Origin of the sequence: Mycolicibacterium chengduense, from assembly GCF_033741155.1 — a bacterium.
Lineage (GTDB): Bacteria > Actinomycetota > Actinomycetes > Mycobacteriales > Mycobacteriaceae > Mycobacterium.
Genome location: NZ_JAWQNH010000007.1, coordinates 51,633 through 76,229, shown reverse-complemented (window position 1 = coordinate 76,229; position 24,597 = coordinate 51,633). Strand labels below are relative to the sequence as shown.

The window sequence follows — 24,597 nt, the reverse complement described above, 5'->3', positions numbered from 1 at the left end:
AAAAATTAAGCCCTATCCGGTAATGCGTGATTGTGCTACATGCCGGGAGCGCTCACAGTGGAATCACACCTCACTTCTCGTGTGGAAAGGCCTGATCAGACATGCTCACTCTTCGTGGCACCTGGATGCGGGGCGGAACCAGCAAGTGCTGGCTGTTCAACGCCGTGGATGTCGACCCCCTGCTGACCGACGCCGGCGGCCTCGACGCGCTGCTCACCTCGGCTTTCGGATCCGGCGATCCCCGCCAGCTCGACGGGGTCGGTGGCGGAAGTTCGACGACATCGAAGGCGGCCATCGTGCGCCGCTCGCAGCTGCCCGGCATCGACGTCGACTACCTCTTCGCCCAGGTGGCGATCGGTGATCGACGAGTCGAATGGGGCAGCAACTGCGGCAATTGCGCCACCGCGATCGGCCTCTACGCCTTACAGACCGGCCTCGTCGCCGTCAACGATTCGACGACCGAGATCCGGATGCGCAACGAGAACACCGGCGCCGTCCTCACCGCGGAGATCGCCACTCCCGGCGGGGTGATCCCAAGTGAGGGCACCGCACGGGTGCCCGGCACCAATGCGCTCGGGGTGCCGGTGGGTCTGTCCTTCACCGGGCTGGACAGCGATCCGTCGGGCGTGCTGCGCACCGGGCACGCCGTCGACCACGTCCAGGTCGCCGGCGGCAGGTACACCGCAACGATGCTGGTGGCCGGCGCGCCGGCGGCTCTGTTCGACGCGGCCGATCTCGGCTTGACCGGAACCGAGGACAACGACGTGATCGCCGATCGGATGGAATTGTTGGTGGCGCTTCGCCAAAAGTCCTCGCTGCTGATGGGTTTGAGCAGGGTTGGCGAGCCGATCAGTCACGCCATCCCGAAAGTCGGCGTGGTGGGCCCACCGAGGACCTACCGCACGAGTGCCGGCAATGAGGTGTGCGCCGACGAGTACGACATCTCGGTGCGGATGGTGTCCATGCTGGCCCCGCACCCCGCCATCGGGCTCACGTCCGCCGTCGCCGTCGCCGCAGCGGCGACGATCCCGGGTAGCACCGTCGCACACAGTATGCGCATGCCGGTAGCCGATTCACTTCGGCTGGGCACCGCCGCCGGGGTGCTACACGTCGACCTCACCAGAGCCGCAGACGGCGCGTTGACAGCAGTGACCCTGCACCGCGCAGCCCGAAAGATCGCCACGGCAGAACTTTTCGTCACCGCACCGGCGCTTGTCGGCGCAGGCGTGTGACGCCGCATCAGGTCGAGCGGGCCCGGTTACTCCGCAGCGCGGCCAGCAGATCGGGCACCCAACCCCGATCCGCCGGCACCCAGGGCAGGTCGTCGAGCTCGGCAGCCGACACCCAGCGCAGGGCGCGGTGGTCGTGCGGCTGCGGGGTGCCGTCGGTGAGGGTCACCCGGTAGGCGCGCAGCGTCATGCCGTTGGACAAGGTCACATCCGACCCGATGCGGGCGCCCACCCGCACCCGGATCTCGAGTTCCTCGTGCAGTTCGCGGGCCAGCGCCTCGGCGTCGGACTCCCCCGGCGCGACCTTGCCACCGGGCAGTTCCCACAGCCCGGCCAACTCGGCGGGGCGCGCCCGTTGCGCAACCAGCAGGACGCCATGCGAAATGAGCGCCCCCGCAACGACGATCTGCTCATGCATCGCCGATGACGGTATACCGTCGATTGCATGGCTGTGTTGACGAACGAACAGGTCGATGCCGCGCTGGCCGATCTTCCCGGGTGGGAACGGGCCGCGGGCGCCCTGCACCGGTCGGTCAAGTTCCCGGCGTTTCTGGACGGGATCGACGCGGTGCGCCGCGTCGCCGAATTCGCCGAGCAGGCCGACCATCACCCCGATATCGATATCCGTTGGCGGACGGTCACTTTCGCCCTGGTGACGCATTCCGCGGGTGGGATCACCGAGAAGGATCTGGCGATGGCGGCCGATATCGACCGGATTCTCGGCCAGTAGCGGCCATCCATCCCAGCGTGGCCAGGGTGGCCACCGGGTAGATCAGGCCGGCCCAGGCCAGGTACCACGGCCGGCCGATCTCCCAGATGGTCGGTTGCGCGAAGCTCAACAGCCAGGGCAAGCCGATGAGGGTCAACGCCAGCCAGCCCCATCCGAATATCCGCGCGCCCAGCCGCTTCCGTACGGGGCCGTGCAGCAGCCAGATCATCAGCGGGATCAGCCATACCCAGTGGTGTGTCCACGAGATCGGTGACAGCAGCAGCCCGAACAACTGCACGATGACGATGCCGGCCAGTCGGTCGTCGGCTCCGTCGACCGCGCGCCAGGCCAGCACTGCCAGTGCCGCGGCCACGACCAGGATGGCCACCACGACCGGCCCATAGCCGGCGTCGTGGCCGACGATGCGGGAGATGGCGCCACGCACCGACTGGTTGAACGAGGTGCCGATCGGGCCGACACGGCGGGCATCGCCGAGCAGATCGGTGAAGTAGTAGCGGCCTTGTTCACCCACCACCAGGATCGACACGCCGACGGTGGCCGCGAACACCACAGCCGAGAACGCGACGGCCGCCCAGCGGCGCACGCCCAGGAAGTACAGGCCCGATACCGCCGGCGTCAGCTTCACTCCGGCCGCCAGGCCAACCAGTAGGCCCGACACCCACCACCGCGAGCTGTACACCGCGTAGAGCACGGCCAGCACCAGCAGGACGTTGATCTGCCCGTAGTCGAACGTGCTGCGCAGCGGCTCGGTCCAGATACCCACGGCCGTCCACACCATCGCCAGGCGCGCATCGGCTCGTCCCAGCAATCGCAGGCTCAGCGCCACCACGCCGTAGAGCGCGGCGATGGTGCCGAGTTGCCAGAGGAAGGCCACCACGCCGAACGGCAGCAGGTGCAGCGGGTAGAACACCACCGCGGCGAATGGCGGATACGTGAAGGGCAGCGGGAAGTCCGGCGTCTGGTCGGCATACACGTAGTCGTAGAGGGTGCCGGGATGGTTCAGGGCGGCAGCGCCCCCCACGTACACGTGCAGGTCGACGAAGTTCGCGCCGTTGGGTACCAGGTAGGTCCAGGCCAGCCGGGCCGCGATGCTGAGCGCGAGCACGGCCGGCGCCAGCCGGATCAGCGGCGCGCCGCGGGCGCGCGAAGAGATGGTGTCTACCGGCACGACTGTAGCCGCGCGGCCCGCGGTCACCATCGGCGCACACCTCCGTAACGGTTGAATAACCGCCACACGTGTCACTTGAGTAACACCAGTAACTGAATACCGTCGGGTGCAGGCCTGCCGTCAACGAATTGGGGAGAACCATGCCAGCCACCAGAAAAACCTTTATTTCCAGCGTGATTGCCGGAGCCGGCGCTGCTACCGCGCTCGCGATGAGCCCGCTGGCCGCCGCCGACCCGCTGCCGCCGGCACCGGTGACGCCCGGCGCGCCGGCCGCACCCGCGCTGCCGTTCGCCAACCAGCTCGCCATGGCACCGCAGCTCATCCAGGGCCTGGCCTCCGCACTGTCCGGCGGCGGAGCCGCCACCGCGGTTCCCGCGGCCGCGACGCCGGCCGCACCTGCGGCTCCGGCTCCGACCGCGAGCGCCAATCTGACGCTGCCCCAGTTGCCCGCTGTCACCCCGGCGTCGGCGGCCACACCCGCGGCAGCCGCTACCGCGCCTGCGCCCACCGGCAATGTGCTGCTGCCCGCGGCCGATGTGAACCTGCCGCAGGTGGCCGGGCTGGATCTGCCCAAGCAGTTGGACTTCCCGGGTGCCCTGGCCGGGTTGATGCCCGCCGGCTCGCCGCTGGCCGGCCTGCTGCCCAAGGCCGCGTCGGCCGCCACCACCACACCCGCAGCGCTCGGCGCGCCGGCGACCGCCGCCGCTCCCGCGGCCGCCTCCGCACTGCCGGGTGCCGCAAGTCTGGTGCCGATGCTCCTGCCGACCAACGCGCTGTCCGCCTTGCCGTGACCCGGCACTGACCGACCGTCGTCATCACCACATATCCAGGGGGATACATGTCATCGATCCGGACACTGCTCACCAGCACCGCGGCAACGACGCTGGTGGTACTGGGTAGCGGAATAGCCGGCGCTGACCCGACGGTGCCGTCACCACTGCCGATCAACAGCCTGCAGGCCCCGGGCCTGCCGGCCATGGAGACGCTCGGCCCGGCGATTCAGCAGGCGGCGGCGGATCCGTCCGGCGCTGCGTCGATGCTCATGGCCGCTGCCGCCGCGTTCGCCGGAAACGCGGCGGCACCGAGTGATTCGAAGAATGTGGCGGCTGCGGTGAACCAGTTCGTCGCCGAGCCGACGGCCCATGTGCCTGCGGCCGGCGCCGGGCCGGAGGCTCATCTGCCGGCCGGGGTGGACCCGGCCTTCGCCGTCGGTCCGGTACCGGGCGCGGCGTCGCTCGCCGCTCCGGCGCCGGCACCCGCTCCCGCACCGGCACCCGCTCCCGCGCCCTCTCCCGCACCGGCGCCCGATGCCGCAGCACTGGCCGCGCCGGCTCCGGCACCCGACGCGGTGCCCGCACCCGCCGCTGTGCCGGCTCCGGCTCCTGCGCCGGCCCCGGGCCCTGCTGCCGCACCCGCCCCGGCGGGTTTGCTCAGCCCGGACGCGGCGACCAAGCAGGACTTCATGTACCCGTCGATCAGCAACGGCTGCCTATCCGACGGCGGCAATGTGCTGGCGACCGCCATCTCGGTGGCCGGCCCCGCCGCGATTCCCACCCCCGGCCCCGGTCCCGGCCAGACCGCTTATGTCTTCACCGCGGTCGGCACGCCCGGCCCGGCCGCGGAGCAGAAGCTCCCGCTGAACGTCACCTGGGTGAACCTGACGACCGGGAAGTCCGGGACCGCGACGCTGAAGCCGCGCTCTGACATGAACCCTGAAGGGCCGACCACGTTGACGGCGATCGTCGACACCGGTTCGGGCAGCATCATGTCGACGATCTTCGGTCAGGTGACCACGACCGAAAAGCAGTGCCAGTTCATGCCGACCATCGGCTCGACGGTGGTGCCGTAGGCCCCAGTACCGCGACGGTGCATCCAGAGTGCAAATCCGGCCCGATAAGCGATCTGGGTGCACCGTCGTCTGGTGAGAGGTCCGTTCAGTACGCCATGAACAGGATCATCTCGCGGTCGTACTCACGACCGGGATGCGCCTGCGCCAGGTGCTCCTGCGCCTTCTCCACCAGATCGTCCTCGTCGGTCCCGCTGATCGCTTCGCCGCACGGGCAATTCAGATGCGTCTTCGCCATGTGATCACCATCTCATATCGCGCGAGTCAGGCCTTGGCGGCCTTTGCGGCAGCCTTCATCTTCTTCTTGTACGCCCGAACCTCCTGCAGTGAACCGGCGTCCACCACATCGGCGACCGACATGTGCGTGCCGGCCTTGCCGTAATCACCTGCCGCGGCCCGCCAGCCCGCCGGCGTCACGCCGTACTGTTTGCCCAGCAGCGCCAGGAAGATCTTGGCCTTCTGCTCACCGAAGCCGGGCAGCCGTTTCAGCCGGCGCAGCACCTCGGCACCGTCGGGATCACCGGCGGTCCACAACGCCGTCACATCGCCGTCGTAGTCGTCGACCACGGCCTGCGCCAGCGCCTGCACCCGCTTGGACATCGAGCCCGGAAAGCGGTGGATCGCCGGTGTTTCCGAGCACAGCGCGGTGAATTCGTCCGGGTTGTATTCGGCGATCTGGCGGGCGTCGACAGCGCCGATCCGGTCGGCGATCTTCTTCGGCCCCGCGAACGCCGTCTCCATCGGGATCTGCTGATCGAGCAGCATCCCGACCAGCAACGCGAACGGATTGGACTCAAGCAGGGCATCGGCCGCGGGGTCTTGGACCAGCTGCAGGGTGGGCATCTGGTCAGTTTAAAGTGCGCCGCCGGCCCGGTGGAGTGTGCGAACGTGGACTGCACAACCGTGCTCACACCCTTGGGAGACGAGATGAAACGCCTGGTGGCGCCCCTACTCGCCGCGCTGGCCACCGCTCTCGTGTTGGCCGCACCGGCCGGCGCGATACCGGACCAGGGCACGCCGGCGTTCGACGACTACATGCAAGGCCTGCAACGCAACGGCTACAACCTGAATCCCGACACCGCATGGCGCGTCGCGCACCAGGCCTGTATCGGCGGCATCCCCGGCTACATCGGATTGGAACTGGCCGCCCAGGGCGTCATCGGTCCCGGCGCGCAAGACCGGGTGATGGACGTGGCCAGGAAATACGCCTGCCCGGTCCAGTAGCATCCACCACCCCACGCAAACCTTCGTATGTCCGGCCCCGTTGCCCTCGCGCTGGCCGCCGCCGCAGCACTGGCGGCGGTCGCTGCGGTGTTCGTGGTGCGCACCCGCCGCGTCGTGGCCACGCCCACCGAACGCGCCGTGCACACCGCCCTGCACACCGCATCCCTGGCGGCGCGCGCCCTGCGGCGCGGCCTGGACACCGAGTCTGCGCAGACCGCAGCCCCCTTCCTACGAGGGTTGACCGGCACCGACGGGGTGGCGCTGTTCGACGGTGACGGGGTGTTGCTGGCCCGCGACGCCGCCCACGACGCGATCTGGCAGCCCGATATCGACGACGCCTGCGCCACCACGGCGCGCGATTCGGTGACCGCCGCCCGGCGGGTGCTGACCAACAACGGCACCACCGCCGTGGTGGCCCAGCCGCTGCTCGCCGAGAGCGGAGACGTGCTGGGTGCGCTCGTGGTGGTCGCGGCCGGCAATCCGGGTCCGGGCATGCTCGGCGCGATCGGTGAGGTGGCCCGGTACGCGGCGAGCCAACTGGAGCTCGCCGAACTCGACGCGTCCCGGGCGCGTCTGGACCGGGCCGAGGTGCTGGCGCTGCGCGCGCAGATCAGCCCGCACTTCATCTACAACGCACTGAACACCATCGCATCCTTCGTGCGCACCGATCCCGACCGCGCCCGCGAATTGATCCTGGAATTCGCCGATTTCACCCGCTATTCGTTCCGGGCGGCCGGCCAGTACACCACCCTGGCCGAGGAACTGCGCAATATCGACCGATATCTGACGCTGGAACGAGCCCGATTCGGGGCGATGCTGACGGTGCGGCTGCAGGTGGCACCCGAGGTGCTCAACGTCGTCGTGCCGTTCCTGGCGTTACAACCGTTGGTGGAGAACGCGGTCCGCCACGGCCTGGCCGGGCAGGGTGGCGGCTCGGTGGAGATCATCGCCCGCGACGCCGGGACCGACTGCGTCATCACCGTCGAAGACGACGGCACCGGAATGGATCCCGACACGCTGCGGGCCGGGCACGGGGACGCGTTGGCAGAGCAGACACACCAGTCCGCACACGTGGGCTTGACGAATGTGGACCATCGGCTGCGTGCGGCGTTCGGCAACGACTACGGTCTGGTGGTCGAGACGGCTCTCGGGGCGGGCACCAAGGTGATCATGCGGGTGCCGAAGTTCCGCTCCGGGGTGCGGGCCAGTGGAAGTGGGGTGGCGTGACTGCGAAGCTGACGGTGCTGGCCGTCGACGACGAGGCACCCGCCCTCGACGAGCTTGCCTACCTACTCGGCCGCCATCCCGGTGTGGCAGAGGTATTCACCGCCGGGGACGCCACCGCGGCGCTGCGCGAACTCAACCGGCACACCATCGACGCGGTGTTCCTCGACATCAACATGCCGGGGCTGTCCGGGATCGAACTGGCCGGCATCCTGGCCAATTTCGCACACCGGCCCGCCGTGGTCTTCGTGACCGCCCATGACGACAAGGCCGTGGCGGCGTTCGACGTCGGCGCCACCGACTATCTGCTGAAACCGATCCGGCAGGACCGGCTCGACGAGGCCGTGCGCCGGGCCGCGACGGTCCAGACCGCGACGGTACCGGGCGAGCAGGATTCCGATGTGATCCCGGCCGAACTCGGCGGCATCACCCAACTGGTGCCGCGCGACAGCATCGGCTGGGTGGAGGCCGAGGGCGACTACGCGCGCCTGCACTCGGCCACCGGGGCACACCTGGTCCGAATCCCGTTGAGCGTGTTGGAAACCCGGTGGGCCGACCACGGCTTCCAGCGCATCCACCGGTCGTACCTGGTGTCGCTGCGGCTGGTCACCGGCCTGCGCACGCAGGACGGCGCGGTGCTGGTCCGGTTGCGCGCCAACGGCACGTCCCCGGCCGTGGAGTTGCCGGTGAGCCGGCGGCAGGCTCGCGAACTGCGGGATCGGTTGGTCCGTGATCCGATGCGCAATCTGAAGCCCGCTGATGAGTGATCGACCTGAGGCTCCGAACCCGCGGCCCGCCGCGGGACCCAATGCGCGGCCCGCCGCCTCATCGACTACGCGGCCCGCCGCCTCATCGACTACGCGGCCCGCCGCGGAACGCCAGCGGGTGGTGCTCGCCCACCGGCGCGGCGCCCGAATGGTGCGCACCCGGGTGGAAGTCCAGGAGCAGACCCAGGTGGGTGACGCCCTGGTGCGCGGATTGGTGCGCGCCCAGCTCGGTTTGGCGCTGCGGCTGAGCCTGGTCGTCATCGCCGCGGTCGCTGCGGCGGTGCTGCTGGCACCGCACCTGGGCACACTGACCGAGCTCGGGATGCGCTTGAACTGGTTGCTGCTGGCGGTGCTGGTCTACCCGCTGCTCTACGGCGTCGGCCGGTTGTACGTCCGGCTCGCCGAACAGGCCGAGCGGGACTTCGTCCGCGTCGTCGACAGCGAACCATGACCGGCTCCCCGCTGACGGCGGCCGCGCTGCTGGCCGCGGCGGTGGCCACCGTCGCCATCGGCGCCTACGGAGTCCGCCTGTCGCGCACCACCTCCGACTTCCTGGTCGCCTCCCGCAGCGTCGGCTCGCGCTGGAACGCCGCGGCCATCTCTGGTGAATATCTTTCGGCGGCATCATTTCTCGGGGTAGCCGGGTTGATCGCCAAGTACGGCGCCGACGCACTGTGGTACCCGGTGGGCTTCACCGCGGGCTATCTGGGCTTACTGTTGTTCGTGGCCGCGCCGCTGCGACGCTCCGGCGCGTACACCGTGCCCGATTTCGCCGAGTTCCGGCTGGGTTCGGCACGGCTACGCAAGGTGGCCATGCTCGTCGTGGTGGTGATCTGCGTGTTCTACCTGGCACCGCAATATCAGGGCGCCGGACTCACCCTGAAAACCCTTCTCGGCGTACCGGTCTGGATCGGCCCGCTGTTGGTCGGCGGAATCGTCATCAGCAATGTGGTGGGCGGCGGCATGCGCTCGATCACGTTCGTGCAGGCCTTCCAGTACTGGCTCAAGCTGACCGCCGTCGCCGTGCCGGCGCTGGCCCTGCTTGCGTTGTTCCTGCACGACCGCGCGGAACTCGGCGGCCCGCTGCCCCCGAGCGTGCAGCATGACACCACCGTCGCCATCGACACCGACGTCGTGGTCCAGGTGATCGACCCGGCCGGCATCACCGTCACCGGGGCGCTGGACGGACGAGACGTCAAAGCCGCCGCCATCGGCGCCCCGGGTGAGCACACCCTCGCCGCGGGCAGCACCCTGACCCTGGCCGCCGGGGCCGCCACCCCGGTGGTGGCGGGCACCCCGGGCACCGGCAGCACATGGATCGCCTCCGGCGGTGGACTGGGCGGCGGACATCCGCTCTATCAGGTGGTGTCGATCATCGTCGCGACATTCCTGGGCACGATGGGCCTGCCGCATGTGCTGGTGCGCTTCTACACGAATCCCGACGGTCGAGCGGCCCGGCGCACCGCATTAGCCGTCATCGCCATGGTGTCGGTGTTCTACCTGTTCCCCATCATGCTTGGCGTGTTCTCCCGGCTGTACGTGCCCCAGTTGTTGATCACCGGCACCGCTGACGCCGCGGTACTGCTCGCCCCCGGCTCCACCATCGGCGGGGTGGCCGGCCAGCTGTTGGGCGCCCTGGTGGCCGCCGGCGCGATCGCGGCGTTCCTGGCCACGTCGTCGGGTCTGCTGGTCAGCATCGCCGGCGCGTTGGCCACCGATGTGCTGCGCGGGCGGGTGCGGGATTTCCGGGTGGCCGCCGTCGTCGGCGGGCTGATCCCGATTCCGCTGTCGATGGTGGTGTCAGGCCTTGAGCTATCCCGCAGCGTCGGTCTGGCATTCGCCGTTGCGGCGTCGACTTTGTGTCCGCTTCTGGTACTTGGCATCTGGTGGCGCGGGCTGACTGCCACCGGCGCCGCCTGCGGGCTGATCACCGGCGGTGGCGTCTGCGGCGGTGCGGTCGTGGTGGCCATCGCCGGCGGCGTCGACGACGACGTGCTCGGCGGCTGGCCGGCGGTGATGGTCGGCTACCCCGCGGCCGTCAGCGTGCCGCTGGCCTTCGCCACCATGATCATCGTCAGCCGATTCACCCGTGCCACACCAGATGTCGCGCGGATCTTTGCGCGCATGCACGTACCGGAGCGGCTGGGGATGGGTGTGGAGCGCGTGCCGCGAGACTAACTGTTCCAGTCCCGGTTCAACGCTTCGACCCGATCGATATTGTCCTCCACCCAGGTTCGCAACAGCCCCAAGGGTTCTGACACACTGACCCCGAGATCGGTCAACGTGTACTCCACCCGCGGGGGCACCTCGGCGTACACCGTCCGGTCCACCAAGGACGCCGCCTCCAACCGCCGCAGCGTCTGGGTGAGCATCTTGGCGCCCACGCCGGGCAGCTGCGCCTGCAACTCGGAGAACCGCACCGCCCCGCGCTGTTCGAGTGACCCGATGATCAGCGCAGACCACTTGTTCGACAGCAGGTCCAGCAGGGCCCGACAGGGGCAGCTGTCCGAATACACGTCGTGCTTGTCGTGATGCCCCGTCGGACACGGCCTGGCCATCGGACCCTCCTGAGCTGCATTGGTGTCATATCGAAAGTAACTGCCGTCAGACTCAACCGTGGCGGATCGCCCTGAATTCCGCTGATGTGCAATGCTTCCCCGCAGGAAAGTAACCATCCTTGCAGGACACCGGGGTGATGGCGCTAGCCTCGCGCACATGACCACCATGACCGCCATCGGAGCATTCACCGCCCTGCCCATCGACGACGCCGACGCCCTTCAAGATGTGCGGGTCGACGTTCCCGAGCTGCGCCCACACGATGTGCTGGTCCGCGTGCACGCGGTCTCGGTGAACCCGGTCGACATCAAGCGGCGCCGCAGCCTTGAGCCGTCGGCGACACCGGTGATCCTCGGCTTCGACGCCGCCGGTGTGATCGAGGCCGTCGGCCCGCAGGTCAGCACGCTGAGCGTGGGTGACGAGGTGTGGTACGCCGGCGATGTCAGCAGGCCCGGCACCAATGCCGAACTCCACGCGGTGGACGAGCGCATCGTCTCACGTAAGCCGAAGTCGTTGTCCTTCAAGGATTCCGCAGCCCTGCCGCTGACCACCATCACCGCCTGGGAGGCGCTGTTCGAACGGTTCGGTCTGACCACGGACTCCACCGGTGACCTGTTGGTGCTCGGCGCCGCCGGCGGCGTCGGCTCGGCCATGATCCAGCTGGCCAAGAAACTGACCGGGGTGCGGGTGATCGCCACCGCCAGCCGCGACGATTCGCGGGACTGGGCACTGGGCCTGGGCGCCGACGTGGTGATCGACCACCACGATCTGGAGAAACAAGCCCTCTCGGTGGCCCCCGATGGTGTCGACTACGTTTTCTCCCCGCATTCGGCCGGGAACGTCGAAACGTACGCGGCGATCACCAAACCGTTCGGACACATCACCGCCATCGACGAACCCGAAGGGCTGGAGTTGGTGGCCCTGAAACCCAAGAGCATCGCCTGGCATTGGGAGCTGATGTTCACCCGCGCGTTGTTTACCTACGACATGATTGCCCAGCAGCGCCTGCTCGCCGCCGCCGCCGACCTGGTGGACCGGGGCGAGTTGCGCAGTACCATCACCACCGCGATCGACGATTTCTCCGCGGCGGGGCTGCGCGAGGCGCATCGGCTGGTGGAGTCGGGGCGCATGATCGGAAAGGTGGTGGTGCACCGGTGAATGACCGGCAGGTCGACCTCGCGGTCATCGGGTTCGGTAAGGGCGGTAAGACGCTGGCCGCGGCGCTGGGCCGTAAGGGCTGGCGGGTGGCGATGATCGAGCAGTCCGCGCAGATGTACGGCGGCACGTGCATCAACATCGGCTGCGTCCCGACCAAGTCGCTGGTCTATCGGTCCGAGCACCTGGGCGCCGGCACGGCGCACCCCGAGGACTATCGGCGCGCCGTCACCGCGACCGCCGAGCTGACCGCCGGCCTGCGGGCCGGGAACTACGCCATGATCGACGGCATCCCGACGGCCGAGGTGCTCACCGGTTCGGCTCGCTTCCTCGACGCACACACCCTGGCCGTGCGCACCGCCGACGGCGAGGTCACGGTGTCGGCGAAGTGGATAGTGATCGGGACCGGTTCGCGCCCAACGCTTCCGGAAATCCCCGGCTTGGCCACCTCAACGCGGGTGCACACCAGCACCGATCTGCTGACCGAGCAGAACCTGCCCGCACGATTGGTGGTACTCGGCGGCGGCTATGTCGGTCTGGAGTTCGCCGCGATGTACGCCGCGTACGGCTCCCAGGTCACCGTGCTGGAACGACACGACCAAGTGCTGGCCCGTGAGGACGACGATATCGCCGCGGCGGCACGAGACATCCTGCATGACAAGGGCGTCCGGATCATCACCGGCGCACAGGTGACCGCGGTCGACGACGGCACGGTCAGCTATCGCGCCGACGGGACCGCACACACCGTCGACGCCGACGCCATCCTGGTCGCGCTGGGCCGCGAACCCGTCACCGCCGAGCTGGATCTGGCGGCCGCTGGTGTGCAGACCACCACGTCGGGCGCCGTCGTGGTCGACGAGTACCTGCGCAGTAACCAGTCGCACATCTTCGCGATGGGCGACGTGAACGGCGGTCCACAGTTCACCTACGTCTCGCTCGACGACTACCGCATCGTGCTCGACCAGTTGGTCGGCGCCGGCCTTCGCAGCACGTCCGACCGAAAAGCCGTGCCCTACAACCTTTTCATCACCCCACCGTTGGGCCGGGTTGGCCTGACCGAACGGGAGGCCAGGGACAAGGGGCTCGACATCAAGGTGGCGGCCATGGCGGTGGCCGATATGGCCACCGTGCCGCGGGCCCGCATCGTCGGCGAGCCGCAGGGCCGGATGAAGGTGGTGGTGGACGCGCAGACCGACCTGATCCTCGGTGCGGCCCTGCTCTGCTACGACGCCCACGAGGTGATCAACACCGTCGCACTGGCCATGCGCCACGGCATCACCGCCACTGCCCTGCGGGACTCTATCTACACGCACCCGTCGATGACCGAGGCGTTCAATCAGCTGTTGGGCACTCTGTAGTCGAGGAATCAATCGCGGTCGCCGACCGTTGCCCACAGGAGGCCGACAGGGAGGAAGACCATGACAGAGGCGTTCGATTTCGACGCGATGAACCGCCAGGTGATCAGCGAGTTCCGGGCCAACGGCGGCGCCGCGGGCGGCATGTTCGAAGGCAAACCGTTGGTGCTGGTACACCATGCCGGCGCAAAGTCCGGCACGGAGCGCATTGCTCCGTTGGTACCCCTGATCGACGAGGACCGGATCTACATCTTCGCCAGCAAGGGTGGGGCTGACACCAACCCGGACTGGTTCCACAACCTCGTCGCGCATCCCGACGTCACCGTCGAGTGGAAGACTGAGACCTTCCCGGTGACCGCGCGGGTACTCGAAGGGGCCGAGCGCGACGCCATCTACGCCAAGCAGACCGCCGTCCAACCGCAGTTCGGTGACTACCAGCGCAAGACCGCGCGGGTCATTCCGGTGGTCGAGCTGGTCCGACGCTCGGCGTAGCCCGCCGCTCACCGCCACCCACCGACCGTTCGGCGCACCGGCCAGAAGCTTCGGCGCCGCCCACACCCGTGTGACTCACATCTCATTTAGGTTCGACTCCAAGCTGGTTCACAGTCGACCTCAAGGAGTCACCGGTGCCCACAACCGACAGTCCGCCCGCCCCCACGGGCTCTGATTTCGTGCACGTACAGGACAGCCCCGAGTTCCAGGAGCTGCGCAGCAAGCTTCGTCGCTTCGTCTTCCCGATGACGGCGTTCTTCCTCATCTGGTACGGGCTCTACGTGGTGCTCGGCGCCTTCGCCCACGACTTCATGGCCACCAAGGTGTTCGGCAACGTCAACGTCGGGTTGCTGCTCGGCCTGGGACAGTTCGTCACCACCTTCCTGATCACCGGCATCTACGTCCGATTCGCCAACCGGGAGCTGGATCCGCGGGCCGCGGCCATCCGGGAGCGGCTCGAAGGCCAGGAAGGCGGAGCACAGTGACCACCCTTGTCGCCGCCGCCGACTCGGTGGGCAACCCGGTCGCCAATATCGCCATCTTCGGCCTGTTCGTCGCCGTCACCATGTACGTGGTGATCCGGGCCAGCGGCAACAACAAGTCCGCCGACCAGTTCTTCACCGGCGGCCGCGCCTTCTCCGGGCCGCAGAACGGCATCGCCATCGCCGGTGACTACCTGTCGGCGGCCAGTTTCCTGGGCATCGCCGGGGCCATCGCGGTGTACGGCTACGACGGGTTCCTCTACTCGATCGGTTTCCTGGTGGCCTGGCTGGTGGCGCTGCTGCTGGTGGCCGAACTGCTGCGCAACACCGGCCGGTTCACCATGGCCGACGTGCTGAGCTTCCGGCTCAAGCAGCGTCCGGTCCGGCTGGCGGCCGCCACCACGACGCTGACGGTGTCGCTGTTCTACCTGCTGGCCCAGATGGCCGGCGCCGGCGGCCTGGTGGCCCTGCTGCTCAACGTGCACAGCAGGGCGGGCCAGTCACTGGTGATCGCCGTCGTCGGCATCCTGATGATCGTCTACGTCCTGGTCGGCGGGATGAAGGGCACCACCTGGGTGCAAATCATCAAGGCCGTCCTGCTGATCACCGGCGCCGCCCTGATGACCGTCATGGTGCTGGCGAAGTTCGGGCTGAATTTCTCCGAGATCCTCGGTGCCGCCCAGTCCGCCGTCTCCGACGCCACCACCAAGGGCGTTGCCAGCCGGGACGTGCTCGCTCCCGGCGCCCAGTACGGTGGCTCCACGGAATCGAAGATCAACTTCCTGTCGCTGGGCCTGGCGCTGGTGCTGGGCACCGCGGGCCTGCCGCACGTGCTGATGCGCTTCTACACCGTGCCGACCGCCAAGGAAGCCCGCCGCTCGGTGGTGTGGGCGATCGCCCTCATCGGCGCGTTCTACCTGTTCACCCTGGTGCTGGGCTACGGTGCCGCCGCCATCGTCGGACCGGACCGCATTCTGTCCGCGGCCGGCGGGCAGAACTCGGCGGCCCCGCTGCTGGCCCTGGAACTGGGGGGCGTGGTGCTGCTCGGCATCATCTCGGCGGTGGCGTTCGCCACCATCCTGGCGGTGGTGGCCGGCCTGACCATCACGGCGTCGGCGTCGTTCGCGCATGACGTGTACGCGTCGGTGTGGAAGAAACATCACGTGACCGAGGAGGAGCAGGTCAAGGTGTCCCGGATCACCGCGGTGGTACTCGGGCTGGTCGCCATCGGACTGGGCATCCTGGCCAACGGGCAGAACATCGCCTTCCTGGTGGCGCTGGCCTTCGCGGTGGCCGCCGCGGCCAACCTGCCCACCATCGTGTACTCGCTGTACTGGCGCCGGTTCAACACCCGCGGCGCGCTGTGGAGCATGTACGGCGGGCTGATCTCGACCATCGTGCTGATCGTCTTCTCCCCCGCCGTTTCGGGCTCCAAGACCGCGATGATCCCCGGCGCCGATTTCGCGTGGTTCCCGCTGGCCAATCCCGGCATCGTGTCCATCCCACTGGCGTTCCTGCTCGGCATCGTCGGCACCCTGACCTCGTCGGACCGGGGCAATCCGGAGGTCAACGCCGAGATGGAGGTGCGTTCGCTCACCGGTGTCGGTGCTGAGAAGGCCGTCATGCACTGAATCGGGTATGGATTACCCATGGCGGCGGCGGCGTTGTTCACCCGAGTGAGCACCCGCCGCCGTCTGGCTTTTCCGCTGCTGGCCTTCGCGTTCGCCGCCGTCATGCTCGGCACCACGTTGCCGACGCCGATGTACGCGCTGTACGCCGACCAGATGCACTTCGCAGTCCTCACCACCACCATCGTGTTCGCGGCCTACGCCGTCGGGGTGCTCGGCGCGCTGCTGGTCTTCGGCCGCTGGTCCGATGCGATCGGTCGGCGCCCGGTCTTGCTGGGTGGCATCGTCTTCGCGCTGGCCAGCGCCGTGGTGTTCATCGCCGCCGACAGCGTTGCGATGCTGTTGGTGGGACGGCTGCTCTCGGGGCTGTCGGCGGGTGTCTTCACCGGGACCGCCACCGCGGCGGTCGTCGAGGCGCTACCGGCCGCCGAACGGGAGCGGGCCGCCACGGTCGCGACCATCGCCAACGTCGGCGGCCTCGGCAGTGGACCCGTGCTGGCCGGACTGCTGGTGCAGTACGTCCCGCACCCGCTGGTGGTGCCGTTCGTCGTGCACATCGTGCTGATGGGCCTGGCAGTGGTGGCGGTGCTGATCGCCCCGGAAACCTCGGACCGCACCGGCCGCATCGGCTTCCAGAGGCTGTCCATTCCCGCCGAGGCGCGCGCCGTGTTTCTGACCGCGGCCACCGCGGCGTTCGCCGGTTTTGCCGTGATGGGGTTGTTCACCTCGGTGGCGCCGGCGTTCGTGGCCAACGTGGCCGGCATCGGGAATCACGCCGTCGGCGGCGCGGTCGCGGCGTCGATCTTCGCCGCTTCGGCGCTGGCCCAGCTGCTGGGTCGACGGATCACCCCGGCGCGTGCGGTCGCGGCGGGGTGCGCCATCTTGGTGGTCGGCATGGTGATTTTGTCTGTGGCGCTGCGGCTTTCGTCCCTGGCCGGCATCCTGGTGGCGGCGTTGGTTGCCGGCACCGGACAGGGCATCAGCTTCAGCCGGGGCTTGGCCGCCGTGGTCGAGCAGGTGCCGGCCGACCGCCGCGCCGAAGTCAGCTCGACCTACTTCGTGGTGGCGTATGTGGCGATCTCGCTGCCCGTGGTGGGCGCGGGCCTGGCCGCGCACGCATGGGGGCTGCGCACCGCCGGCGAGGTGTTCGCGGCGGCGGTCGGGGTACTGGCCGCGCTGTGTCTGGCGGCGATCCTGGTGCAGGAGCGCCGGGCCACCCCTGCCAGCGTGTGATCTGTGGAGCCGCAGCCGTACTGAGTCCGGTTGCGGCTCCACAAACCGCTGAGACTTTGAGTGGTTCTACTCAGGCGGTGCGGGTGAGCCCGGCTTAGCGTCGAGCCATGCCCGTGACCGCATTTCCCTCCGTCGCCGAGGTCGCCAGCGCCACCCCGCCCGACCGCGATCGTGCCATCGACGTCATCCGCATCGCGTCGTTGCTCGGCGTGATCGTCGGGCACACGTTGATGGCCACCAGCATCATCACCGACGAGGTGTTCCACTGGGACAACCTGCTCACCACCTCGGTCGTGTTCCAGGCACTCACCTGGGTGTTCCAGATCATGCCGCTGTTCTTCTTCGCCGGGGTAGCCGCGACGGTGCAGTCATATCAAGGTGATTGGGGCGGCTGGTTGTTGAAGCGCTGCACCCGGTTGTACCGGCCGGTGTTCTACTACCTGGCGTTCTGGGCGGTCGCGCTGCTGGTGCTGCACCGCATGGCGCCGGTGCACGTCTACGAGCCGATCGCCGGCATTTCGACCCAATTGTTGTGGTTCCTCGGCGCGTATGTCCTTGTGCTGGCGGCCGTTCCGCTGCTGTCCCGGATCACCAGCACCGCCCGGCTGGCCGGTGCGGTCGCGGTTGGCTATGGCTTCGTCGCGGTGGTCGATGCGGTGCGCCTCACCGACCCGGGGCTGGGCTGGTTGGGCTATGCGAACCTGTCGGTGTGGCTGTTGCCGGGCATGTTCGGCGTGGCCTACCGGCGCGGCCTGCTGCGCCCACCGGGTGCCGCCGTGCTGGCTGTGACGATGCTGGCCGTCAATCTGGCTTTGCTGCGGTTCGGGCCGTACGAGTTGAGCCTGGTCGGCATCGAAGGACAACGGCTCAAGAACATGACGCCGCCGTCGCTGCTGCTGGCCGGGCACGCAATCATGATGTGCGCCTTCGCCATCGCCGCGGCGCCCGCGATCACCCGGTGGGCCGCGCGGCCCCGGGTGTGGTGGCTGACGGCGATCGGCAACAGCGGGGCGATGACGCTGTACCTGTGGCATATGCCTGCGCTGCTGGGCATGCATCTGGTGTTCGACCGTCTCGGCCTGCCCCGCTATCCCGGGCAGCCACATTTCCTGGCGCTGAGCATCGCGCAACTGGTGATCATGGTCGTCATGGTCGCAGCCCTCTTCATGGCGCTGCGGCCGCTGGAGAACAATCCGCTGCCCTACTGGGACGGCGGCACGGTCGCCGCCACGCGCAGTACGGCGGTGGGGTCGTTGCTCTGCATCGCCGGTGCCGCCACCCTGGCCTCGGTCGGCTGGGGGCTGAAAGGTCCCGGCGTGCTGTGCGTGGCGGTGCTGATCAGCGCGTTGGCGGCAGCACGCAGCCTCGCCCGCTAACCGCTCTTGCGGCGGAACTCCCGGCGGTTCTCCACGGCGCCGTGGGCGCGGGACTGCTTGCGACCGCCGTCGGCGTGCGAGGCACCCGCCGCCGATTGCGCCTTCTTGCGTTCCAATGCCTCCCGGAACTTGCGCTTGGTCTCGTCCTCTTCCGGTTTCTCGGCCATGCTCAGAGCCTATCCGAGAGCAGGCCGAATCAGCGCAGACCCGGTGGCATCCCGTACAGGTGGGAGATCGGAATGGTGAGCAGCACCCTGCGGTCGTCGACCATCGCCCTGCGATAGTCGTCCCAATCCGGGTGCTCACCGGCGATGTTGCGGTACAAGGCAATCAGGGCCTCGACGGTCGCGTCGTGCGGATCAGCCGCCGGCGGGGTCAGGATGGCGTCACCCTCGGCCACCGCGTAGGCCCAACCGTCGTCGGAGCTGACATGCAGCGATGCCCGCGGGTCGCGCCGCAGGTTGCGGGTCTTGGCCCGCGGCTCGGTGATCGACACCTGGAGGGCGACCGCGCGCGGGTCGAAATAATAGGACACGTTGGACAGCTGCGGTCGGCCGTCGGATTTGATCGTCGCCAGCACCCCCAGCGAGTTCCCACTGATCAGCGCCAACAGCTTGTCATCGAACACCAAACGGCCCATGCGACGAGGGTACGTCGATACCATCGAGACGATGACCGCTCTGCACAGGATTGCCCCCTGGCCGACGCCGGAGCCGGCCCGGTGACGCGGTACGTCGCCTTCCTGCGCGGGGTCAACGTCGGCGGGGTGAACCTGAAGATGGCCGAGGTAGCCAAGGTGTTCACCGACGCCGGCTTCGACAACGTCAAGACGGTTTTGGCGACCGGAAATGTGTTGCTGGACAGCACCTCCGACGCCAAAAAGGTGCGCAGCACCGCAGAAGCCGCGTTGCGTCAGGCGTTCGGGTACGACGCCTGGGTGCTGGTCTACGACCTGGACACACTGCGCAACGTCAGCGCCGACTACCCGTTCGAACGCGACGTGCCCGAGCACCACTCCTATGTCACCTTCGTCAGCGACGACGCGGTGCTCGACGAGCTCGCCGACTTGGCGGCCGATGCCGGCGAGACGGCCGCACGCGGTGACGGTGTCCTGTACTGGCAGGTGGCTCGCTCGTCGACGCTGGACTCCGCGATCGGCAAGACCATGGGCAAGAAGCGCTACAAATCGTCCACCACCACCCGCAACCTGCGCACGCTGGACAAAGTGCTGCGCTGATCCGGTCCTGGGTAGATTCGGATACGTGACTTCGGAGAAGATCGACGGCTCCGCGTTGACCGGGGTGTCCGAGACGGCACTGTTGACGTTGCAGGTCCGGGCGAACGAGGCCCGCAGGCCCGACGCGATCCTCGACGATCCGGTGGCGATCGAGCTCGTCGATGCCATCGATTTCGACTTCGCCAAATTCGGCCCGTCCCGGCGGCAGGACATGGCGCTGCGCGCGCTCACCTTCGACGCCGCCACCCGCGCCTATCTTCGCGATCATCCAGCGGCCACCGTCGTGGCGCTTGCCGAAGGGCTGCAGACCAGTTTCTACCGCATCGACGCCTCCGGCGTCGGCAACCGATTCCGTTGGCTCACCGTTGATCTGCCACCGATCGTGGCGCTGCGCGAGAGGCTGCTACCGCCGTCGGACCGGGTGCGGACGTGTGCGCAGTCGGCACTGGACTACAGCTGGATGGACCAGGTCGGAGCCGCTTCGGCGGCGACGTCGAGCTCAGGCTCCGATGACGGCGTCTTCATCACCGCCGAGGGGCTTTTGATGTATCTGCAGCCCGAGGAGGCACTCGGCTTGATCACCGCCTGCGCGCAGCGGTTCCCGGGTGGGCAGATGATGTTCGACCTGCCACCGCATTGGTTCGCCTGGGGTTCCCGCAACGGCTTGCTGCGGCCGTCGTCTCGCTACCGGGTGCCGCCGATGCCGTTCAGCCTGTCGGTCGCCCAGGCCGCGGAGTTGGCCACCACGGTCCCCGGTGTGCGCGCCGTGCATGATGTCCCGCTGCAGCCGGGGCGCGGCCGGGTGCTCAACACCCTCATCTGGGCCGCGCACCGGCTTCCGCTGCTGGATTCGCTGCGCGGGGTGACCACCCGGCTCGAGTTCGGCTAGCTGGTCTGGGCGAGCGGAGCGACGGGAGATAAGCCCTGGGCGAGCGGAGCGACGGGAGATGAACCCTGGGCGAGCGGAGCGACGGGAGATAAGCCCTGGGCGGGCGGCAAGGCGGCAACGCTCGCACTGAACCGCAGGTTCGGATCGGTCACCGGTCCGTTGCGCAGTGTCTCGGCGTCGGCGGTGTAATTCATCGTCATCTGCCACGGGCCGCTCACGCCCTGCCGGGGTAGTTCGGCAGCGCTGCGGCTGATGTAGCCGGCACCGAAGTCGATCAGCGGCAACGTCGTCATGGCCGGGTCGGTGAATTCCGGTCGGACCGCGTCGAAACCGTTGGCGTCCATAAAGGACAGCAACCGGCAGAAGTGCTCGCACAACAGCCCGACCTTGAGCGTCCACGACGAGTTGGTGTAGCCGAACGCGAAGGCGAAATTGGGCACACCGGAGAGCATGATGCCTTTGTAGGCAACGGTTTCGGCCGGGTTCACCGGCACACCGTCCACCGTGAGCTGCACCCCGCCGAACAGTTGGACCTGCAAACCCGTTGCGGTGACGATGATGTCGGCTTCCAGCTCGCGACCGGACTCCAGCAGGATGCCCTTCTCGGTGAAGGTGGCGATCCGGTCGGTGACCACCGAGGCGCTGCCGTCGCCGAGCACCTTGAACAGGTCGCCGTCGGGCACCGCACACAGCCGCTGGTCCCACGGGTTGTAGCTCGGGTTGAAGTGCTCGTCGACCGGGTAGCCGGCGGGCAGCTGCTTGGTGTTGATGTAGCGGATCAGTTTGCGCGCAATCTGCGGGTACTTCTGGCAGAAGACGTAGACCGACCGCTGTTTGAAGATGTTCTTGCGCCGGGTCAGGGCGTATCCGCGTTTGTCGCCCAACAGTTTCTTGGCGGTGTTGGCGAAGCCGTCCTTGGCCGGGACCGGCATCACGTAGGTGGGCGAGCGCTGCAGCATGGTGACGTGGCCGGCGGTCGGGGCCATTGCCGGGATCAACGTGACCGCCGTGGCACCGCTGCCGATCACGACAACCTTCTTGCCGGTGTAGTCCAGATCTTGCGGCCAGTGCTGCGGATGCACCACCTGGCCGGTGAACCGCTCGCGGCCGGGGAACTGCGGGGTGTAGCCCTGGTCGTAGCGGTAGTAGCCGCCGGCGCAGAACAGCCAGTTGGCGGAGACCTGGATCAGCTGGCCGTCCCGCTCGATATCGACCACCCAGCGCGAGTCCGCACTGTTCCAGGCCGCGGCGAGCACCTTGTGGTGGAACCGGATCCGGCGGTCGATCCCGTTCTCGGCCACCGTCTCGCGCAGATAGGCCAGGATCTTGTCGGCGGTGGCGATGGCGTGCTCGTCACGCCACGGTTTGAACTCGTAGCCGAAGGTGTGCAGGTCCGAATCCGACCGGATGCCGGGATAGCGGAACAGGTCCCAGGTGCCGCCGGTGGCGTCGCGCGCCTCGATGATGGCGTAGCTGCGGCCGGGGTGCTCCCGCTGCAGATAGTAGGCGGCGCCGATACCTGAGATGCCGGCGCCGACGATCAGCACGTCGAGGTGTTCGGTGTGAGTCATGTCTCTATGGTCCTCGGGCGTACCGGCTTGCCCTAGGCCATAACGCACCATCATTCCTCGTCTGATGTGCAGTTTGCACCGTGCCGTTAGGCTGGCGGGGTGGAGTGGACGGCGCCATCACCAGCGGTGCGCGAACTGATCCGGCACTGCGCCCAGATCGTCGTCAACGCCCGGCCGGAATGGCTCGACGAATTGGACGCGGCGGTGCTGGCCGCCAGCCCGGTGATCGCCGCCGACCCCGAACTTGCCGCGGCGGTCAGCCGCAGCAACCGTGCCAACCTGTACTTCTGGGCAACCGCCAACGTGCGCGATCCCGGCGCCCCCGTGCCACCCAACACCGGCCCCGAGCCGCTGGCCATCGCCCGCGAGCTGGCGCGTCGCGGTATCACGGCGTTCCCCTCCGATGCCTACCGTGTCGGTGAGGGCGTCGCCTGGCGACGCCTGATGGAGATCGCCTTCGAACTCACCTCCGATCCTGCCGAGTTACACGAGCTGTTGCAGATCTGTTCGCTGTCCATCAGCACGTTCATCGAGGCGACGCTGCAGGGGATCGACGCCCAGATCGAGCTGGACCGCGACGAACTCACCCTCGGCACACAAGCCGAACGCCGCGAGACGATCGCACTGTTGCTCGACGGGGCCCCCATCCCCCGCCAGCGTGCCGAGGCTCGCCTCGGTTACGCGTTGACGGGCGCCCATACCGCGGCGGTGATCTGGAGCGTGCGGTCCAACGGGGATCTGTCCCTGCTGGACGGTGTCGCCGAGGCGTTCGGGCAGGCATGCGGCAGCCCTCGGGCACTCAGCGTGTTGGCCAGCACCGCCACCCGATGGGTGTGGGCACCGGGGTCGGGGGGCGCCGACGTCGCCGCCCTGCTCGAGGTGGTGCGTGCCGCACCCGATATCCGAGTGGCGATCGGTCCGACCGCCGACGGGGTCGATGGTTTCCGGCGTAGCCACTTCGACGCCATCGCCACCCAGCAGATGATGGCGCGCCTGCATTCGCCGCAGCAGCTGGCGTTGTTCACCGATATCCAGCTGGTCGCGTTGCTCACCGCCGACGCCGACCGGGCTGCGGAGTTCGTGCACCGGGTGCTCGGTGACTTCGAGTCCGCGAGCCCCGAACTGCAGGACACTGTGCGCATTTTCGTGGCCGAGCAGTGCAGCGCCTCGCGCGCGGCGACCCGGCTCTACACCCACCGCAACACCCTGCTGCGCAGGCTGGCCCGCGCCGATGAGATGCTGCCCCGGCCGCTGGCCGACAACAGCGTCGACGTCGCCGTCGCACTGGACGTGCTGCGCTGGCGCGGACCGTAGCGGTCAGTCGAAGACGGCGTCGAGATAACGCACTGCCTCGGCCTTTCCCATGCCCACCTGGCGGGCCGCCTCGGCGAACGCGTGCGCGGCGGCCGCCATCGCGGCATCCGCGGGGTCGACCCGTGCCACGAATGTGCCGAACCGTCCCCTGGTTTCGAGAATCCCCGCGGCTTCCAGTTCCCGATACGCCCGGGCGACGGTGTTGACCGCCAGCCCCACCTGCCCGGCCAGATCGCGCACCGTCGGCAACCGTGTTCCCGGCTCCAGCCGCCCGTCCCGAACCCCATCGATGATCTGGGTGCGCAGCTGGTCGAACAATGGGCTTGCCCCCTGCGCGTCCAGCCTGACCCAATCCCCCAACCCGGCCATATCCCCAGTATTGCCCACACCGGCTACTTTGGTGGGGTGCAGGTGACGGTGCTCAGCGGAGCAGGGATGTCCGCCGAGAGCGGTGTCCCGACGTTCCGCGACGTCGAGACGGGTTTGTGGGCGAAGGTCGACCCGTATGAGATTTCCAGCAGCGAGGGCTGGCAGCGGCACCCGGAGAAGGTGTGGGCCTGGTACCTGTGGCGGCATTACCTGATGGACACGGTGCAGCCGAACAACGGTCACCGTGCCGTCGCGGCGTGGGAGGACTACGCCGACGTGCACATCGCCACCCAGAACGTCGACAATCTGCACGAACGGGCCGGCAGTACCCGGGTGCACCATCTGCACGGCAGTCTGTTCGAATTCCGTTGTGACCGCTGCCAAATGCCCTTCACCGGGGAGCTTCCCGCGATGCCCGAGCCGGTCGAGATCGTCGAGCCGCCGCGCTGCAGCTGCGGCGGCCTGATCCGGCCCGACGTGGTCTGGTTCGGCGAGGGACTGCCCGACCAAGCCTGGGACGCCGCGGTGCAGGCGGTGGCCGGCGCCGACGTGGTGGTCGTGGTGGGCACCTCGTCGGTGGTCTATCCCGCGGCGGGCCTACCGGAGGCCGCACTGGCCAACGGGATTCCCGTCATCGAGGTGAATCCCCAGGCCACCCCGTTGTCGGCGGCGGCCACCGCGGTGGTGCGCGAGCCCGCCGCGATCGCGCTACCGGGCCTGTTGCAGCGGCTGCCTGCGCTGCTGGGCTGACC

29 protein-coding genes are annotated in these 24,597 nt (G+C 68.4%); 20 read left to right on the top strand and 9 right to left on the bottom strand.

Features of this window, described 5'->3' with window-relative positions; all coding sequences use genetic code 11:
• Nucleotides 1-101: 101 nt before the first annotated feature.
• Nucleotides 102-1,232, top strand: a complete 1,131-nt coding sequence (locus SBI67_RS24785; protein ID WP_318983128.1) for a PrpF domain-containing protein — start codon at nt 102-104, stop codon at nt 1,230-1,232.
• A gap of 7 nt (nt 1,233-1,239) precedes the next feature.
• Here the strand turns inward: SBI67_RS24785 and SBI67_RS24780 are convergent, their stop codons facing one another.
• Nucleotides 1,240-1,647, bottom strand: coding sequence for a (deoxy)nucleoside triphosphate pyrophosphohydrolase (locus tag SBI67_RS24780; protein ID WP_318983127.1), 408 nt, complete (start codon nt 1,645-1,647; stop codon nt 1,240-1,242).
• A 27-nt stretch (nt 1,648-1,674) separates the two neighbouring features.
• On the opposite strand from SBI67_RS24780, the gene SBI67_RS24775 reads away from it, so the two are divergent.
• The gene (locus SBI67_RS24775) at nt 1,675-1,959 is read left to right on the top strand and encodes a 4a-hydroxytetrahydrobiopterin dehydratase (RefSeq protein ID WP_036396893.1); all 285 of its coding nucleotides are present in this window, start codon (nt 1,675-1,677) and stop codon (nt 1,957-1,959) included.
• Here the strand turns inward: SBI67_RS24775 and SBI67_RS24770 are convergent.
• Nucleotides 1,904-3,157: a mannosyltransferase gene (locus tag SBI67_RS24770; RefSeq protein WP_318983126.1), complete on the bottom strand. Its 1,254-nt coding sequence runs from the start codon at nt 3,155-3,157 to the stop codon at nt 1,904-1,906. The genes SBI67_RS24775 and SBI67_RS24770 overlap by 56 nt on opposite strands.
• Before the next feature lie 143 nt (nt 3,158-3,300).
• Between SBI67_RS24770 and SBI67_RS24765 the strand changes: the two genes are divergently transcribed.
• Together SBI67_RS24765 and SBI67_RS24760 are read left to right on the top strand one after the other, a co-directional pair.
• Complete coding sequence (locus SBI67_RS24765; protein ID WP_318983125.1) at nt 3,301-3,918, top strand: hypothetical protein; 618 nt, start codon at nt 3,301-3,303, stop codon at nt 3,916-3,918.
• Nucleotides 3,919-3,965: 47 nt separating this feature from the next.
• Nucleotides 3,966-4,976: an Rv1157c family protein gene (locus tag SBI67_RS24760; RefSeq protein ID WP_318983124.1), complete on the top strand. Its 1,011-nt coding sequence runs from the start codon at nt 3,966-3,968 to the stop codon at nt 4,974-4,976.
• Nucleotides 4,977-5,061: 85 nt separating this feature from the next.
• Here SBI67_RS24760 and SBI67_RS24755 read toward each other — a convergent pair whose 3' ends face one another.
• Nucleotides 5,062-5,211 carry a DUF1059 domain-containing protein gene (locus SBI67_RS24755; RefSeq protein ID WP_081664631.1) on the bottom strand — a complete coding sequence of 50 codons (150 nt, stop codon included), beginning with the start codon at nt 5,209-5,211 and terminating at the stop codon, nt 5,062-5,064.
• Between the two features lie 26 nt (nt 5,212-5,237).
• Nucleotides 5,238-5,816 (bottom strand): HhH-GPD-type base excision DNA repair protein, encoded by a 579-nt coding sequence (locus SBI67_RS24750; protein WP_318983123.1) that lies wholly within the window; start codon nt 5,814-5,816, stop codon nt 5,238-5,240.
• Between the two features lie 84 nt (nt 5,817-5,900).
• On the opposite strand from SBI67_RS24750, the gene SBI67_RS24745 reads away from it, so the two are divergent.
• From SBI67_RS24745 to SBI67_RS24725, 5 genes are all read left to right on the top strand, one after another.
• Nucleotides 5,901-6,197: a DUF732 domain-containing protein gene (locus tag SBI67_RS24745; RefSeq protein WP_318983122.1), complete on the top strand. Its 297-nt coding sequence runs from the start codon at nt 5,901-5,903 to the stop codon at nt 6,195-6,197.
• A 27-nt stretch (nt 6,198-6,224) separates the two neighbouring features.
• Complete coding sequence (locus tag SBI67_RS24740; protein WP_318983121.1) at nt 6,225-7,424, top strand: sensor histidine kinase; 1,200 nt, start codon at nt 6,225-6,227, stop codon at nt 7,422-7,424.
• Complete coding sequence (locus SBI67_RS24735) at nt 7,421-8,188, top strand: LytR/AlgR family response regulator transcription factor (protein ID WP_318983120.1); 768 nt, start codon at nt 7,421-7,423, stop codon at nt 8,186-8,188. The genes SBI67_RS24740 and SBI67_RS24735 overlap by 4 nt, the downstream gene beginning before the upstream one ends.
• Nucleotides 8,189-8,336: 148 nt before the next feature.
• Entirely contained in the window at nt 8,337-8,639 is a 303-nt protein-coding gene (locus SBI67_RS24730; RefSeq protein WP_318983329.1) for a hypothetical protein, read from the top strand.
• The gene (locus SBI67_RS24725) at nt 8,636-10,366 is read left to right on the top strand and encodes a sodium/solute symporter (RefSeq protein WP_318983119.1); all 1,731 of its coding nucleotides are present in this window, start codon (nt 8,636-8,638) and stop codon (nt 10,364-10,366) included. The genes SBI67_RS24730 and SBI67_RS24725 overlap by 4 nt, the downstream gene beginning before the upstream one ends.
• Here SBI67_RS24725 and SBI67_RS24720 read toward each other — a convergent pair.
• Entirely contained in the window at nt 10,363-10,746 is a 384-nt protein-coding gene (locus SBI67_RS24720) for a winged helix-turn-helix transcriptional regulator (RefSeq protein WP_318983118.1), read from the bottom strand. The genes SBI67_RS24725 and SBI67_RS24720 overlap by 4 nt on opposite strands.
• 157 nt (nt 10,747-10,903) lie before the next feature.
• Here SBI67_RS24720 and SBI67_RS24715 point away from each other — a divergent pair, with 157 nt between their 5' ends.
• From SBI67_RS24715 to SBI67_RS24685, 7 genes are all read left to right on the top strand, one after another.
• Nucleotides 10,904-11,902, top strand: coding sequence for a zinc-binding alcohol dehydrogenase family protein (locus tag SBI67_RS24715; protein WP_318983117.1), 999 nt, complete (start codon nt 10,904-10,906; stop codon nt 11,900-11,902).
• Nucleotides 11,899-13,257 (top strand): FAD-dependent oxidoreductase, encoded by a 1,359-nt coding sequence (locus SBI67_RS24710; RefSeq protein ID WP_318983116.1) that lies wholly within the window; start codon nt 11,899-11,901, stop codon nt 13,255-13,257. The genes SBI67_RS24715 and SBI67_RS24710 overlap by 4 nt, the downstream gene beginning before the upstream one ends.
• Nucleotides 13,258-13,317: 60 nt before the next feature.
• Nucleotides 13,318-13,746 (top strand): nitroreductase/quinone reductase family protein, encoded by a 429-nt coding sequence (locus tag SBI67_RS24705; RefSeq protein ID WP_318983115.1) that lies wholly within the window; start codon nt 13,318-13,320, stop codon nt 13,744-13,746.
• Between the two features lie 134 nt (nt 13,747-13,880).
• A complete protein-coding gene (locus SBI67_RS24700; protein ID WP_318983114.1) occupies nt 13,881-14,231 on the top strand; it encodes a DUF485 domain-containing protein in 351 nt (116 codons plus the stop codon).
• Nucleotides 14,228-15,859, top strand: a complete 1,632-nt coding sequence (locus SBI67_RS24695) for a monocarboxylic acid transporter (protein ID WP_318983113.1) — start codon at nt 14,228-14,230, stop codon at nt 15,857-15,859. The genes SBI67_RS24700 and SBI67_RS24695 overlap by 4 nt, the downstream gene beginning before the upstream one ends.
• A gap of 18 nt (nt 15,860-15,877) precedes the next feature.
• A complete protein-coding gene (locus tag SBI67_RS24690; protein ID WP_318983112.1) occupies nt 15,878-17,089 on the top strand; it encodes an MFS transporter in 1,212 nt (403 codons plus the stop codon).
• A gap of 107 nt (nt 17,090-17,196) precedes the next feature.
• Nucleotides 17,197-18,465: an acyltransferase family protein gene (locus tag SBI67_RS24685; protein WP_318983111.1), complete on the top strand. Its 1,269-nt coding sequence runs from the start codon at nt 17,197-17,199 to the stop codon at nt 18,463-18,465.
• On the opposite strand, the gene SBI67_RS24680 is transcribed toward SBI67_RS24685, so the two are convergent.
• Nucleotides 18,462-18,632 carry a DUF5302 domain-containing protein gene (locus SBI67_RS24680; protein WP_318983110.1) on the bottom strand — a complete coding sequence of 57 codons (171 nt, stop codon included), beginning with the start codon at nt 18,630-18,632 and terminating at the stop codon, nt 18,462-18,464. The genes SBI67_RS24685 and SBI67_RS24680 overlap by 4 nt on opposite strands.
• Nucleotides 18,633-18,661: 29 nt before the next feature.
• Complete coding sequence (locus tag SBI67_RS24675) at nt 18,662-19,105, bottom strand: PPOX class F420-dependent oxidoreductase (protein ID WP_318983109.1); 444 nt, start codon at nt 19,103-19,105, stop codon at nt 18,662-18,664.
• Nucleotides 19,106-19,186: 81 nt separating this feature from the next.
• Between SBI67_RS24675 and SBI67_RS24670 the strand changes: the two genes are divergently transcribed.
• Together SBI67_RS24670 and SBI67_RS24665 are read left to right on the top strand one after the other, a co-directional pair.
• The gene (locus SBI67_RS24670; RefSeq protein ID WP_318983108.1) at nt 19,187-19,702 is read left to right on the top strand and encodes a DUF1697 domain-containing protein; all 516 of its coding nucleotides are present in this window, start codon (nt 19,187-19,189) and stop codon (nt 19,700-19,702) included.
• A gap of 25 nt (nt 19,703-19,727) precedes the next feature.
• The gene (locus SBI67_RS24665) at nt 19,728-20,591 is read left to right on the top strand and encodes a class I SAM-dependent methyltransferase (protein ID WP_318983107.1); all 864 of its coding nucleotides are present in this window, start codon (nt 19,728-19,730) and stop codon (nt 20,589-20,591) included.
• Here SBI67_RS24665 and SBI67_RS24660 read toward each other — a convergent pair.
• Nucleotides 20,588-22,162 (bottom strand): flavin-containing monooxygenase, encoded by a 1,575-nt coding sequence (locus SBI67_RS24660; RefSeq protein WP_318983106.1) that lies wholly within the window; start codon nt 22,160-22,162, stop codon nt 20,588-20,590. The two genes, SBI67_RS24665 and SBI67_RS24660, sit on opposite strands and share 4 nt — an antisense overlap.
• Nucleotides 22,163-22,261: 99 nt before the next feature.
• Between SBI67_RS24660 and SBI67_RS24655 the strand changes: the two genes are divergently transcribed.
• Nucleotides 22,262-23,476 carry an Rv1453 family transcriptional regulator gene (locus tag SBI67_RS24655; RefSeq protein WP_318983105.1) on the top strand — a complete coding sequence of 405 codons (1,215 nt, stop codon included), beginning with the start codon at nt 22,262-22,264 and terminating at the stop codon, nt 23,474-23,476.
• A gap of 3 nt (nt 23,477-23,479) precedes the next feature.
• Here the strand turns inward: SBI67_RS24655 and SBI67_RS24650 are convergent, their stop codons facing one another.
• Nucleotides 23,480-23,845: an Rv1152 family transcriptional regulator gene (locus SBI67_RS24650; protein WP_318983328.1), complete on the bottom strand. Its 366-nt coding sequence runs from the start codon at nt 23,843-23,845 to the stop codon at nt 23,480-23,482.
• A gap of 36 nt (nt 23,846-23,881) precedes the next feature.
• Here SBI67_RS24650 and SBI67_RS24645 point away from each other — a divergent pair, with 36 nt between their 5' ends.
• The gene (locus SBI67_RS24645) at nt 23,882-24,595 is read left to right on the top strand and encodes an NAD-dependent deacylase (RefSeq protein WP_318983104.1); all 714 of its coding nucleotides are present in this window, start codon (nt 23,882-23,884) and stop codon (nt 24,593-24,595) included.
• Nucleotides 24,596-24,597 lie beyond the last annotated feature (2 nt).

What these genes read in the sequence shown, in the direction of transcription:
- SBI67_RS24725 (WP_318983119.1), top strand. Translation starts at nt 8,636, where the DNA reads ATGACCGGCTCCCCGCTGACGGCGGCCGCGCTGCTGGCCGCGGCGGTG.
- SBI67_RS24750 (WP_318983123.1), bottom strand. Translation starts at nt 5,816, where the DNA reads ATGCCCACCCTGCAGCTGGTCCAAGACCCCGCGGCCGATGCCCTGCTT.
- SBI67_RS24780 (WP_318983127.1), bottom strand. Translation starts at nt 1,647, where the DNA reads ATGCATGAGCAGATCGTCGTTGCGGGGGCGCTCATTTCGCATGGCGTC.
- SBI67_RS24705 (WP_318983115.1), top strand. Translation starts at nt 13,318, where the DNA reads ATGACAGAGGCGTTCGATTTCGACGCGATGAACCGCCAGGTGATCAGC.
- SBI67_RS24730 (WP_318983329.1), top strand. Translation starts at nt 8,337, where the DNA reads ATGGTGCGCACCCGGGTGGAAGTCCAGGAGCAGACCCAGGTGGGTGAC.
- SBI67_RS24770 (WP_318983126.1), bottom strand. Translation starts at nt 3,157, where the DNA reads ATGGTGACCGCGGGCCGCGCGGCTACAGTCGTGCCGGTAGACACCATC.
- SBI67_RS24660 (WP_318983106.1), bottom strand. Translation starts at nt 22,162, where the DNA reads ATGACTCACACCGAACACCTCGACGTGCTGATCGTCGGCGCCGGCATC.
- SBI67_RS24760 (WP_318983124.1), top strand. Translation starts at nt 3,966, where the DNA reads ATGTCATCGATCCGGACACTGCTCACCAGCACCGCGGCAACGACGCTG.
- SBI67_RS24745 (WP_318983122.1), top strand. Translation starts at nt 5,901, where the DNA reads ATGAAACGCCTGGTGGCGCCCCTACTCGCCGCGCTGGCCACCGCTCTC.
- SBI67_RS24650 (WP_318983328.1), bottom strand. Translation starts at nt 23,845, where the DNA reads ATGGCCGGGTTGGGGGATTGGGTCAGGCTGGACGCGCAGGGGGCAAGC.
- SBI67_RS24680 (WP_318983110.1), bottom strand. Translation starts at nt 18,632, where the DNA reads ATGGCCGAGAAACCGGAAGAGGACGAGACCAAGCGCAAGTTCCGGGAG.
- SBI67_RS24690 (WP_318983112.1), top strand. Translation starts at nt 15,878, where the DNA reads ATGGCGGCGGCGGCGTTGTTCACCCGAGTGAGCACCCGCCGCCGTCTG.
- SBI67_RS24785 (WP_318983128.1), top strand. Translation starts at nt 102, where the DNA reads ATGCTCACTCTTCGTGGCACCTGGATGCGGGGCGGAACCAGCAAGTGC.
- SBI67_RS24755 (WP_081664631.1), bottom strand. Translation starts at nt 5,211, where the DNA reads ATGGCGAAGACGCATCTGAATTGCCCGTGCGGCGAAGCGATCAGCGGG.
- SBI67_RS24720 (WP_318983118.1), bottom strand. Translation starts at nt 10,746, where the DNA reads ATGGCCAGGCCGTGTCCGACGGGGCATCACGACAAGCACGACGTGTAT.
- SBI67_RS24775 (WP_036396893.1), top strand. Translation starts at nt 1,675, where the DNA reads ATGGCTGTGTTGACGAACGAACAGGTCGATGCCGCGCTGGCCGATCTT.
- SBI67_RS24715 (WP_318983117.1), top strand. Translation starts at nt 10,904, where the DNA reads ATGACCACCATGACCGCCATCGGAGCATTCACCGCCCTGCCCATCGAC.
- SBI67_RS24675 (WP_318983109.1), bottom strand. Translation starts at nt 19,105, where the DNA reads ATGGGCCGTTTGGTGTTCGATGACAAGCTGTTGGCGCTGATCAGTGGG.
- SBI67_RS24685 (WP_318983111.1), top strand. Translation starts at nt 17,197, where the DNA reads ATGCCCGTGACCGCATTTCCCTCCGTCGCCGAGGTCGCCAGCGCCACC.
- SBI67_RS24740 (WP_318983121.1), top strand. Translation starts at nt 6,225, where the DNA reads ATGTCCGGCCCCGTTGCCCTCGCGCTGGCCGCCGCCGCAGCACTGGCG.